Genomic DNA, 11,497 nt, shown 5'->3' with positions numbered 1-11,497 from the left:
ATGATGAATAAGCTGCATGTTTTATCGAGTCTGATGGCGTCGTTGTTGCTGGTCGCGGGCTGCTCGCTCGCGCCGACCTACGAGAAGCCCGACGTCAATGCGCCGTCCGCCTACAAGGAAACGCCGCAAAAGACGCTCGATGCATCGGAAGCGGGTACGTGGAAGACCGCGCAGCCGTCCGAAGAGATGATGCGCGGCGAATGGTGGACGATCTTCGACGACGCCACGCTCAACGATCTGGAAAAGCAGGCGCAGGACGCGAACCAGAACCTGAAGGCGGCGGCCGCGCGCGTGAAGGAAGCGCGCGCGATCAACCAGACGGCGCGGGCGGGCTTGTTCCCGACGCTCGATGCGGGCTTCGGCCCGACGCGCGAGAAGTTCTCGCCGGCATCGCAGTTCCTGCCCGCCGATGGCAACGTGCCTGCGCAAACGCTGTGGCGCGCGCAGGCGAGCGTGTCGTATGAAGTCGATCTGTTCGGCCGCGTGTCGAACTCGGTGCAAGCCGCGAACGCGGACACGCAGCAAAGCGAGGCGTTGTTCCGTTCGGTGCAGTTGGCATTGCAGGCTGACGTCGCGCAGAACTACTTCAATCTGCGCGAGCTCGATGCGGAAAGCGATGTCTTCACGCGCACCGTGCAGCTACGCGAGGAAGCGTTGAAGCTCGTGCAACGCCGCTACACCGAAGGCGATATCAGCGAACTCGACGTGGCCCGCGCGAAGTCCGAGCTCGCGACAGCGCGTTCGGATGCGATGACGGTGCAACGTCTGCGCGCGGCATCGGAACATAGTCTCGCGGTATTGCTCGGCAAGTCGCCCGCCGAATTCACGATGGCCGCGAATCCGCTCAAGCCGGTAACGGTGCGCGTGCCGCCCGGTTTGCCTTCGGCGCTGCTCGAGCGCCGTCCCGATGTCGCGGCGGCGGAACGCGCGATGGCTGCGGCCAATGCGCGTATCGGCGTGGCGAAGGCGGCGTTCTTCCCGTCGCTCACGTTGACGGGCTCGGGCGGCTTCGAATCCGCGACGCTCGGCGATCTCTTCAAGTGGTCGAGCCGCACGTTCCTGCTCGGGCCGTTCGCGGGTACGGCGCTGAATATCCCGATCTTCGATGGCGGCCGTCGCAAGGGCAATCTCGCGAATGCGCGCGCGATATATGAAGAGGATTCGGCGAACTATCGTCAGCAGGTGCTCGTTGCGTTCCGCGAGGTCGAGGACAATCTGTCGGATCTGCGCATCCTCGAAGATCAGACCGCGACGCAGGACGATGCAGTGAAGGCGTCGGTGCGTGCCGCGCAGTTGTCGCGCACGCAGTACACCGAAGGCGCGGTGAATTACCTCGACGTGATCGATGCGGAGCGCACCGTATTGCAGACGCAGCGCGCCTCGGTGCAGTTGCGGGGCACGCAGGCGGTATCGACGGTGAATTTGATCCGCGCACTGGGCGGCGGCTGGGGCGATGCGAAGCCCACGCCGGTGCCCGAGCCGAGTCTCGCGCAGAAGTAGCATGAAGATGGCCCTGCATCGCGCAGGGCCATTTTTTTCTCGGGGCGCGCATCGATGACAGCTCGATTGTTCGCCTCCCGGAACATATGTCTTCACCTGCGGGGCGTTTATCCGCACGGCTCGAATCCATAGAATTTCAATCATGGGATAGGGAGCCGATGATGAAAGACTTGATCGCAAAACAACTGTATCAGCCGGCGGTGGTGTTGCCACTGCTACTGTTGACGCGCCTGATGGTCACGCTCGACTTCAATCTCGCGCAAGTCATGTTCGTAATGGTATTGAGAGGTTCGCAGCACGCATATCAGTTCGCGCTGCGTCATGCGGTTTCGCGTCAGCGCAATGGCGCGAGCGTGAAGCATCTGCCCTGCAACAACTGCTGCTGACGCGCGCCGCGCTATCGACCTCAATACACTTCGGGAACGTACATCTCATCCGGCACGGGCTGGCGCAAATAATCGGGATTGAACACGCGGTCGGGCAGTTCGATCGGCGGATGCTCGACATCGTGATACGGCACCTGACTCAGCAAGTGATGAATGCAGTTCAGGCGCGCACGTTTCTTGTCGACGGCATGCACGACCCACCACGGCGCTTCGGGAATGTGCGTGCGCTGAAGCATCACTTCCTTGGCCGCCGTGTAGGCCTCCCATCGGCGGCGGCTCTCCAGGTCCATCGGGCTCAGTTTCCACTGCTTCAAAGGATCTTCGATACGCGCCTGGAAGCGCACTTCCTGTTCGTCGTCGGTGATCGAGAACCAGTACTTCACGATCTGAATGCCGCTTCGCACGAGCATCTTCTCGAACTCGGGAACCGAGCGGAAGAATTCCTCATACTCTTCGTCCGTGCAGAAGTTCATCACGCGCTCGACGCCCGCGCGGTTATACCAGCTTCGATCGAAGAGCACGATCTCGCCCGCCGCCGGCAAATGCGACACGTAGCGCTGGAAATACCATTGCGTGCGCTCGCGATTGTTCGGCGCGGGCAGGGCGGCCACGCGGCACACGCGCGGATTCAGCCGTTGCGTGATGCGCTTGATCGCGCCGCCTTTGCCCGCCGCATCGCGTCCCTCGAACAGCACCACGAGTCGATGCCCCTCGTGCACGACCCAGTCCTGCAGCTTCACGAGTTCGCCTTGCAAGCGAAACAGCTCGCGAAAATAGGTCTTGCGTAACTGACGCTCTTCATCGGAGAAAGTCGATTCGCCGTCCAGGAAGCGATCGTCGATCTCCATCTCGAACTCTTCGTCGTAGCTGTCGATGATGTCGGCGTGGAAACGGCGCTGCTTTTCCGTCGTGTTCATGAGGGGCTCCGTGGCGTTCTTGGGCTGCCGCCGTCGCGATGACGGTCGCGGCGCGGGACGGCCGATTGTGACGACATTCGATGGCAGTCACATGACAGCGGCTGATTCGTTCATTCTAGCGAGCGATTCGCTGCTTTATGACGCGGCGTCGCGCGCCGTTAGAATGTTCCGGCACTTCGATGGCATTTTGAAGTTCGATTTCATCTTCCCCATATCAAGCGAGCGAACGCGATGACCGGAACGATCCATAGTTTCGACGAAGCTCAAACCGCGCGCCTCGTGCCGTATGACCGGCTCGTCGACACCCTCGCCGCGACGATGCTCGATTACGCGGCGGGACGCATCGTGAGTCCAGAGCGCATGGTGGTGCCGATCGAAGGCGGCGTGATGTTGTCGATGCCCGCGAGCGCCGCCGATCTCGCGATGCACAAGCTCGTGAACGTTTGCGCGGGCAACGGCGCGCTCGGCCTGCCGACGATCCACGGTCAGGTGACCGCCTACGATGCCATGACGGGCGTGCCGCAATTCATGCTCGATGGCCCGACGGTGACGGGCCGGCGCACGGCGGCGGTATCGATGCTCGCGATCCGCGCGCTTCACGATGCCGCGCCGCGCGAGGTGCTCGTCATCGGTACGGGCAAGCAGGCTGCGTATCACGTCGAGGCGCTCGCCGCTATTTATCCCGATGCGCGCATCGTCGTGCAAGGCTCGCGTCCCGGGCGCGCGCGCGAGTTCTGTGCGGCGCATGCATCGCTTTCGAAGCAGCTTGCCGCGCTCGACGAGACTACGATTCCCGATTCGATCGATGTCGTCATCGCCGCGACCACGAGCAAGACGCCGGTCTATACGTTGCCCGCGCGCGCGGGCCGCCTCGTGATCGGCGTGGGCGCATTCACCGCCGATGCCGCCGAGATCGCCGCCGCGACCGTGCATGCAAGCGCGCTTTACGTCGACGACCCTGCGGGCGCGCGTCACGAAGCAGGCGATTTCATTCTCGCGAGCGTCGAATGGAACGATGTGCACGCATTGGCGCTCGCGCTCGCGGCGCCGTCCAAAGCCGTTGATGCATTGCAACCGGTGATGTTCAAATCGGTCGGCTGCGCGGCTTGGGATCTTGCGGCATGTCGCGTCGCGCGTGCGGTTTTGTCGGAGGAAAGCGTCGCGGCGCGCTAGGCCGTGCAAGGGGAACGCCAGCTTGGAACGGTACTTGCTGTAAGTCTCTTTAATGACAGAGACGCCATAAGCGTCACATGACAAACGGCGCCAAGGTGCGCCACAGCAATCGAGCCAGCGAACTAACCCATGAAAAGTCGATACGACAGCAAGTGGCACCCGTGGATTCCGGCGCGCGACGACGGACGTGAGGGCGCGGGTGGCGCGGCGGACGGGGAACGCCAGACGACTCCGCATGCGAGCGCGGCGCCGCCTGCGGCTTATTTCATCTCGGTTCTTGAGCTTGCGACGGGCGAGAAACTCGGCAATGACGAGCGTCTGCGCGCCGTCGCGATGCTGGAATCGCAATTCGGTGCGGGGCGTCCGCGCACGCTGAAGGAAGCGGTGCGAATCTGCGCGGCGGCGATCGATTCATCGACGCTGCAGCGCATGGCGCGCGGCGCAAAGGCCTAGAACACGTCTGAAAAGACAGCTTCGGCGAAGCGCGTTTTTTCACACGTGTGTAAAACGCGCGTGCTCGCCGAAAAGTGCGCGAACGTTCGGTTGCGCCTTGACCGCTCTATTTGACGGTCTGAATGACTTCGAAGCCCTCGAATTCCGGATGACCGAGATAAAGCTGGCGCGTCTCGCCGCCGGCATTGCGATGCGCGGCGCGAAACGCGTCCGAACGCGTCCAGTCTTCGAAGGCTGCCTGATTCGCCCATATCGTATGGCTCGAATACAGAACGTGATCGTCTTTCACCGGCCCTTTGAGCAGATGAAACTCGACGAACCCGGGCACATCCTTCAGATGCGTATCGCGGCTCGTCCACAGACGTTCGAAGTCGGCTTCGGCGCCGGGCACGATCTTGAAGCGGTTCATGGCGATATACATGTCGATGCGGTTCCTTCGAAGTAGTGACTCGATTGAGCGGATAAGAACGATCAGTCGCGCCCGAGTTCGACGATGGTCGTGAAGCCGCCGAAGAACATGCGTTGAGGATCGAACGGCGTCTCGCCGGATTCCATCATCGTTTTGAGGCGCGGGTCTTCCATCACTTTGGCGTTGACGCTATCGCGCTGCTCGCGCGATTCGTAGACGATATACGAGAACGCGACGGTCTCGCCTTCCTTCATCTGCACGCTCTGTGGAAACGATGTGAGCTTGCCGGGCTTCACGTCATCGGCGATGGTTTCCACGAACTTCAGTGCGCCGTGTTCCAGCCAGATCTTGCCGGCGGCTTCGGCCATGCGGCGATAAGCGTCGACCTTGTCGATCGGTACGGGTACGACGAATCCATCCACGTAATGCGCCATCTGAGTCTCCTGGTTGAGTCGAACGCGCACCGCGCACGCGATGCGCTGTCTGCTTTGAGCTATTCGTATGCAGCGAAGTTCAGGGCGGTCCACGTATCGGCGGGCGACGCGCGTTCCAGCACCGTGGACGAGAGCGGCGCGAAGTTCATCCCATAGATCGATGCGAGCGGCAGGCGAAGCGCATGCGCGAGCGCCACTTTCACGACGATCGCATGCGTGACGACGATGCAGCGCCCCGCGTCGAGCCGGTCGATCGAAGCGAAGCCCTCGGCGACGCGCGCGGCGAGCATGGCGACGCTTTCGCCGCCGTGCGAACGCGCATCGGGATCCGCGAGCCATGCAGCGACATGTTCCGGTTCGCGCTCGCCCGTTTCGCGTATCGAATGCCCGCGCCAGCGGCCATAGTCGATGTCGTCGAACGCGGGAACGATCTCGAATGCATCCGCGATCCACGCCGCCGTTTCACGCGCGACGCGCGCGGGACTCGCAATCACGCGCGTGTCGGGCAAGGCGTGCAATGACGCGAGCTGCGCGCGCGCATTGCGCTCGGGAGGTTCGTCGCCGGTGGGAAAGTGCCCGGTTTTCATCGCGCGCGTGGCGGCGTGACAGAGAAGAATGAGTTCCAAGGCAGGTGGCGGTCGAATCGGAATCGTTTTACTTTGCAGCGGATCATCATAGAATGGCAAGCTTGCAGTGCGAGGAAGCCGGTGCAAACCCGGCACGGTCGCGCCACTGTGTGCGGTACGTCAACGCGAAAGCGCGGCGCCGCGAGTCAGACCCCGCTGCATGCTCTTCGTCAATCGGGACGCGCTTTTCCCTGGAGAACCACCATGAATGCTTCCAACGCGCCGGTCTTTTCCGCTCCGGTTTCCCCGTCACTCGATGCACCCGTGCCCATTCCGGTGCGTGAAGTGTTGCCGTGGGCCGTCTTCATCGGCCTCATTCTGCTGATCGCAATCTATTTCGTCGGCGCCGAACAGGGCGCGACGTCGATTTTCTCGGGCACGTACGTCCACGAATTCGTGCATGACGGCCGGCATTTGCTCGGCTTTCCGTGCCACTGAGGAAGCATCATGATTCGCACTTTGCTGATACGCGGCATGATCGCGGGACTGGTCGCGGGCCTGATCGGCTTCGGCTTCGCGCGTGCGTTCGGTGAACCGTCGGTGGCACGCGCCATCGCGTTCGAGGAACAGCACGAGCATGAACACGAACATGAGCACGGTCATGCCGATGCGGCTGCCACGCAAGCGCATTCGCACGATCACGGCGACGAAGCGCTCGTGTCTCGCGATACGCAAGCGGGCCTCGGCCTTCTGACCGGCGTCGCCGTGTTCGGCACCGCGCTCGGCGGTCTCTTCTCGCTCGTGTTCGCGTTTGCTTATGGACGGCTCGGCGCGTTGCGCGCGCGCGGCACGTCGGCATTGCTCGCGCTGTTCGGCTTCGTGAGCGTCGCCATCGTGCCGTTCCTCAAGTACCCGCCCAATCCGCCCGCTGTCGGCAATGCCGAGACCATCGGGCCGCGCACGGCGCTTTTCTTCGGCATGGTGGCGATTTCCATCGCGGCTGCCGTCTTCGCCGTGCGCTTGCAGCGGCGCATGGTGGCGCGGCATGGCGGGTGGAACGCGACGCTCATCGCGGCGGCTGCGTATATCGTCGTGATCGTGGCGGCGCAGGTCGCGCTGCCGTCCGTCGATGAAGTGCCCGCGGATTTCTCCGCTTCGCTGCTGTGGAATTTCCGCGTGGCCGCTATCGGCATGCAGGCGCTGTTATGGACGACGCTCGGTCTCGTGTTCGGTGCGCTCGCAGCGCGTGAACTCGAGCGGCCGGCGGTGAGAAGAATGGCTGCGGCGTAAGCGGTTCGGCGTCGCTCATGAAGCCCGCGCTTCGTCAGGAACGCGGGCTTTTCGTTTGCTCTTTCGCCGCACGACGCTTGAGCAATTCATCGAACAGATCGAGCTTCGCGGCATCGTCCATCGATCTGAAGGTCTTGATTTCCTCGCGGCTTCGGAAGCAGCCGAGGCACAGGCCCGTTTCCTGATCGAGCTTGCAGACATCGGTGCATGGCGAGCCGATGGGTTCCTGCGCTTTCGCGCGTTCGATGGTGAAAGCGAGATCGTCTTGCGTCGTTGTCATAGTGATTCGCCGCGAAAGAGCGCAGCGGCCGCGGCCGGATTCGACGGCCAGTAAGCGTGCATGTAAGTGGCCGACACCGAACCATGCCGATAGAGCGCTTCGCCTTCGGTGCCGGTCGTGGCATGAGCGGCCTTGAGTGCCGGCTGCATTGGCGTGTCGAGCGTCGAGTAGTGGAATGTGTGACCGGTCATCGCGCCATGCGTCGTGTCGATGCGCTGCATCGCGAGGCGCGACAGCTTGCGTTGCATCGCCGCGTCGCCGGGAAGGATGCCGAGCATCGCATGCCGCGTGCCTTCGATGTCGGTCAGCGTGTCGAGCAGATACAGCATGCCGCCGCATTCCGCGACCACGGGCTTCGCTCGCTCGACGTGCGCAACGACCGATGCACGCGCGCGTTCGTTCGAAGCGAGCGCCGCGGCATGCAGCTCGGGATAGCCGCCGGGAAGATAGAGCGCGTCGGCATCGTGCGGCGCGGGTTCGTCGGCGAGCGGAGAAAACGTGCTGATGCGCGCGCCCATGGCGATGAGCACATCGACATTCGCCGGATACACGAACGAGAACGCCGCATCGCGAGCGATGGCGATATGCGCGCCGTCGAGCAGACGCGGCGGCGCGGGCAGCGTCGCATCGTCGAAATGAACGGGCGGCGGAAGATCGGCGAGCGTCGTTTGCGCGATTGCATCGGCGGCGCGGTCGAGCCGTGCGTCGAGGCCCGCGATTTCATCGGGCTGCGTGAGACCGAGATGACGCTCGGGCAAGGCGATATCGTCCGCATTCGACAGATGGCCGCAATAACGCAAGTCGACGGGGATAGTCTCCGACAACATCTGCGCATGACGCGCCGATGCAACGCGATTCGCGAGCACGCCATGAAAGGGCACATCTTCGCGATAACGCGCGAGCCCGAACGCGATGGCGCCGAACGTCTGCGCCATGCCGTGCGCGCCGATCACCGCGAGCACCGGTACGTTGAACGTGGCGGCCAGATCGGCGCTGCTCGGCGTGCCGTCGAAGAGACCCATCACGCCTTCGATGAGAATGAGATCGGCCTCGCGCGCGGCCTTGGCGAGCAACGCGCGGCACGCATCGAGCCCGACCATCGACAGATGCAGCGAATAAACGGGCGCGCCGCATGCGCGTTCGAGAATCATCGGATCGAGAAAATCCGGGCCGGTCTTGAACACGCGTACCGTCAGGCCTCGGCGCGCGTGATGACGCGCAAGCGCCGCCGTCACCGTGGTCTTGCCTTGATGCGACGCACTCGCGCCGATGAAGAGAGCGGGGCAGTCGGGCATCGCTCAGAACTCGACGCCGCGTTGCGCTTTCACGCCTTGCTCGCGATACGGATGCTTCACGAGCCGCATTTCCGTGACGAGATCGGCAAGTTCGATCAACGCATCGGGCGCGTGGCGACCGGTCACGACGACATGCAGCATCGCGGGCCGCGCCTTCAGCACGTCGAGCACTTCATCGAGCGGCAGATACTCGTACTTGAGCACGGTGTTGAGTTCGTCGAGCACGACCATCTGATATTCGCCGCTCTCGATCATGCGGCGCGCTTCGTTCCAGCCCTTGCGCGCGGTGGCCATGTCGGCTTCGCGATTCTGCGTGTTCCAGGTGTAGCCATCTCCCATGGTGACGAAATCGCAATGCGCGATTGCGCCGAGGAAATCGCGCTCCGATGTATGCAGCGCGCCCTTGATGAACTGCACGACGCCGAGCTTCATGCCGTGTCCGAGCACGCGCACCGCCATGCCGAACGCGGCCGTTGTCTTGCCCTTGCCGTTGCCGGTATTCACGATCAAAAGGCCTTTCTCGTGATCGGCGGCGGCCTGCTTTTTCTCGTGGCCTTCCTTGCGGCGCTGGGTCATGCGCAGATGCGATTCGGTATCGGTTTTCACGGGAGCTCCAGAGAAAGACGGCCGTATCGTACAACAGGCGGCGGCTTAATTCTGCGCTAACAGACGGCAGGCATCATGCAATCAACGTAATCACCGACTTGAGGAGCAAGCAAATGGACGCGCTCTATCTCTATCTGGAACTCGTCGCGCTTGGCGTTCTCGTCTGGCTTTGCCGCGACAAGTTCAAACCGGTCGTGGCGAAGCCGCTCGCCGAAACGCCGCGTCCGCGCACGACCGCAAGACCGGTATTCATGTTCCGTTCGCGCGGGGCGCATGCATCGCTGCGATCGCGACGGTTACGCCACAATCGATCGTCTTTGGCACGATGAGCGTTCGCGCGTTGCCCGCGAGCAGCGCGCAAGGCTCGCATACGCCATCGACGTTCATATGCGCCATTGCATGATGCGATATCGCCGTGCGCGGCGCTTGCGCGATTTCATCGGCGCCGTAGAAGCGCAATGTCAGACGATGACGCTCGCAGAACGCGAGCAGTCCCGCCTCGTGCCGTTTCGCGTCGATGCTCGCGATGATGGCGATGTCGCCGAACGCAAGCGTGCCCAAAGCGCCGCGCACGGCGTGCTCGATTGCGTCGGCGCTCGCGCCCCGCGTGCAGCCGATCCCCACGGCAAGACGCGTGACAGCGGGCTGATTCATGTGGGCGATGACGAATTCCATGTGCGCCGACCTTACCACCTTTCTTGACGCTCGCGCCCGCCGGGCCTAGACTTTCACGCAGTTTTGGTGCTCGCGCGCGGATTCTCTCGTGCGCAGTTAAACGGGAAGCAGGGCGCGTTCCTTTCGATTCGTCGAACGCACGTCAACCTGCGCTGCCCCCGCAACGGTAAGCGATTCACCGCGCACGGCATTTTCATCGCGTGTACGGGAAGCCGGCTTCGAGGCCACTGCGCGTGAGAAACGCGCGGGAAGGCGAAGCGGCGTCGTCGTCAGCCCGGATACCGGCCAGACTTTGAGCGGGGCTTGCTGTCGCGGGGATGCGGCGCGGCCCATGATCCATAAAAGCGTGCGTTTCTCTTTCATCCAGCCGCGTTGCCAGGCATCGCGCGACATGAAGCGCATGCAACCGAAGCCACGGAGCGACGATGCAAACCCGCAAGATTCCCGTCACGGTCGTGACCGGCTTTCTCGGCAGCGGCAAGACCACACTGATGCGGCATATCCTCTCCAATGCGCAAGGCAAGCGCATCGCGGTGATCGTCAACGAGTTCGGCGAGCTCGGCATCGACGGGGAGATCTTGAAGGGTTGCGGCATCGGTTGCGAGGATGAAGCCGGCTCGAAAGACCGCAATCTGTACGAGCTCGCGAACGGTTGTCTCTGCTGCACCGTGCAGGAAGAGTTCTATCCGCTCATGGAACAACTCGTCGAGCGGCGCGAGAGCATCGATCACGTGCTGATCGAAACGTCCGGTCTCGCTTTGCCGAAGCCGCTCGTGCAGGCGTTCAACTGGCCGTCGATCAAGAACGCATTCACCGTCGATGCCGTCGTGACCGTGGTCGATGGACCCGCTGCCGCGAGCGGTCAGTTCGCGGCGAATCCCGTCGCCGTCGATGCGCAACGCAAGGCCGATCCCAATCTCGATCACGAATCGCCGCTGCATGAATTGTTCGAGGACCAGCTTTCGTCTGCCGATCTCGTCATCGTCAACAAGACCGATCTCATGGATGATGAAGCGCTGCGAAAGGTCGAAGCGCTCGTGCGGCCCGAGATTCCGCCCGAAGTGAAGATCGTGCCCGCGCAGATGGGCAGGCTCGATGTGCATACATTGCTCGGTCTCGAATCCGCATCGGAAGAGACGATTCATTTGCGGCACGATCATCACGGTTCGCCCGATGAAGCAGGCCACGCCGATCATCATCATGACGAGTTCGATTCGGTCGTCGTGCATGGCAACGTCGAATCGCGCGAGCAGGCGCTGGCCGCGCTGCATGCGCTCGTCGAGCAGCACACGATCTATCGCGTGAAGGGTTTCGCTGCGTTGCCGGGCGCGGCGATGCGGCTCGTCGTGCAAGGCGTCGGACGACGCTTCGACAGTTACTTCGACCGCCGCTGGGAAGCGGGCGAAGCGAAGACCCAAAGCCGCTTCGTGCTGATCGGCGAAGACCTCGAACGCGCGACGCTGCAACGCGCGTTCGACGCCGCGCTCGCGAGCGCGCCCGTGCAGGCGTAACC

Annotated in this window: 15 protein-coding genes and 2 riboswitches; of the genes, 7 read left to right on the top strand and 8 right to left on the bottom strand. The window is 62.9% G+C overall.

Translation table 11 applies throughout. The annotated features are described in order from the left end of the window. Complete coding sequence (locus NCS00_RS18310; RefSeq protein WP_033537058.1) at window positions 1–1,500, top strand: efflux transporter outer membrane subunit; 1,500 nt, start codon at window positions 1–3, stop codon at window positions 1,498–1,500. A gap of 161 nt (window positions 1,501–1,661) precedes the next feature. Then, window positions 1,662–1,886, top strand: coding sequence for a hypothetical protein (locus NCS00_RS18305; RefSeq protein ID WP_063828790.1), 225 nt, complete (start codon window positions 1,662–1,664; stop codon window positions 1,884–1,886). Window positions 1,887–1,906: 20 nt separating this feature from the next. Here the strand turns inward: NCS00_RS18305 and ppk2 are convergent, their stop codons facing one another. After that, window positions 1,907–2,803, bottom strand: a complete 897-nt coding sequence (gene ppk2 / locus NCS00_RS18300) for a polyphosphate kinase 2 (RefSeq protein ID WP_008353084.1) — start codon at window positions 2,801–2,803, stop codon at window positions 1,907–1,909. A 231-nt stretch (window positions 2,804–3,034) separates the two neighbouring features. On the opposite strand from ppk2, the gene lhpI reads away from it, so the two are divergent. Together lhpI and NCS00_RS18290 are read left to right on the top strand one after the other, a co-directional pair. Further along, window positions 3,035–3,976, top strand: coding sequence for a bifunctional Delta(1)-pyrroline-2-carboxylate/Delta(1)-piperideine-2-carboxylate reductase (gene lhpI, locus NCS00_RS18295; protein WP_250440675.1), 942 nt, complete (start codon window positions 3,035–3,037; stop codon window positions 3,974–3,976). Between the two features lie 129 nt (window positions 3,977–4,105). Then, entirely contained in the window at window positions 4,106–4,429 is a 324-nt protein-coding gene (locus tag NCS00_RS18290) for a hypothetical protein (RefSeq protein WP_008353089.1), read from the top strand. Window positions 4,430–4,535: 106 nt separating this feature from the next. Here the strand turns inward: NCS00_RS18290 and hmuQ are convergent, their stop codons facing one another. From hmuQ to NCS00_RS18275, 3 genes are read right to left on the bottom strand one after another with little or no spacing between them, the layout of a single operon-like run. Next, window positions 4,536–4,850 (bottom strand): heme-degrading protein HmuQ, encoded by a 315-nt coding sequence (gene hmuQ / locus NCS00_RS18285; protein WP_008353090.1) that lies wholly within the window; start codon window positions 4,848–4,850, stop codon window positions 4,536–4,538. 50 nt (window positions 4,851–4,900) lie between these two features. Beyond that, the gene (locus tag NCS00_RS18280; RefSeq protein ID WP_250440674.1) at window positions 4,901–5,272 is read right to left on the bottom strand and encodes a DUF1428 domain-containing protein; all 372 of its coding nucleotides are present in this window, start codon (window positions 5,270–5,272) and stop codon (window positions 4,901–4,903) included. Between the two features lie 59 nt (window positions 5,273–5,331). Beyond that, a complete protein-coding gene (locus NCS00_RS18275) occupies window positions 5,332–5,898 on the bottom strand; it encodes a histidine phosphatase family protein (protein WP_250440673.1) in 567 nt (188 codons plus the stop codon). 48 nt (window positions 5,899–5,946) lie between these two features. Continuing rightward, window positions 5,947–6,073, top strand: a riboswitch (cobalamin riboswitch). A 29-nt stretch (window positions 6,074–6,102) separates the two neighbouring features. On the opposite strand from NCS00_RS18275, the gene NCS00_RS18270 reads away from it, so the two are divergent. After that, complete coding sequence (locus NCS00_RS18270) at window positions 6,103–6,336, top strand: CbtB domain-containing protein (protein WP_034471940.1); 234 nt, start codon at window positions 6,103–6,105, stop codon at window positions 6,334–6,336. 9 nt (window positions 6,337–6,345) lie between these two features. Then, on the top strand, window positions 6,346–7,128 hold the full coding sequence (locus NCS00_RS18265) for a CbtA family protein (RefSeq protein WP_250440672.1): 783 nt from the start codon (window positions 6,346–6,348) through the stop codon (window positions 7,126–7,128). A gap of 34 nt (window positions 7,129–7,162) precedes the next feature. Here NCS00_RS18265 and NCS00_RS18260 read toward each other — a convergent pair whose 3' ends face one another. The 4 genes from NCS00_RS18260 to NCS00_RS18245 all read right to left on the bottom strand — a co-directional run bounded on the left by NCS00_RS18260 (window position 7,163) and on the right by NCS00_RS18245 (window position 9,984). Beyond that, entirely contained in the window at window positions 7,163–7,408 is a 246-nt protein-coding gene (locus tag NCS00_RS18260) for a DUF1289 domain-containing protein (RefSeq protein ID WP_008353096.1), read from the bottom strand. After that, window positions 7,405–8,703, bottom strand: coding sequence for a cobyrinic acid a,c-diamide synthase CobB (locus NCS00_RS18255; RefSeq protein ID WP_250440671.1), 1,299 nt, complete (start codon window positions 8,701–8,703; stop codon window positions 7,405–7,407). The genes NCS00_RS18260 and NCS00_RS18255 overlap by 4 nt, the downstream gene beginning before the upstream one ends. A 3-nt stretch (window positions 8,704–8,706) precedes the next feature. Further along, entirely contained in the window at window positions 8,707–9,309 is a 603-nt protein-coding gene (gene cobO, locus NCS00_RS18250) for a cob(I)yrinic acid a,c-diamide adenosyltransferase (protein ID WP_175979443.1), read from the bottom strand. A 249-nt stretch (window positions 9,310–9,558) separates the two neighbouring features. After that, on the bottom strand, window positions 9,559–9,984 hold the full coding sequence (locus NCS00_RS18245; RefSeq protein ID WP_250435932.1) for a cobalamin biosynthesis protein: 426 nt from the start codon (window positions 9,982–9,984) through the stop codon (window positions 9,559–9,561). Window positions 9,985–10,030: 46 nt separating this feature from the next. Beyond that, window positions 10,031–10,288: riboswitch (cobalamin riboswitch) on the top strand. Between the two features lie 121 nt (window positions 10,289–10,409). On the opposite strand from NCS00_RS18245, the gene cobW reads away from it, so the two are divergent. Continuing rightward, entirely contained in the window at window positions 10,410–11,495 is a 1,086-nt protein-coding gene (cobW, locus tag NCS00_RS18240; RefSeq protein ID WP_250440670.1) for a cobalamin biosynthesis protein CobW, read from the top strand. The last annotated feature ends 2 nt before the right edge of the window (window positions 11,496–11,497 follow it).

The organism is Caballeronia sp. AZ1_KS37 (assembly GCF_023631165.1).
Lineage (GTDB): Bacteria > Pseudomonadota > Gammaproteobacteria > Burkholderiales > Burkholderiaceae > Caballeronia > Caballeronia zhejiangensis.
This window is presented reverse-complemented; position numbering and strand designations above follow the sequence as displayed.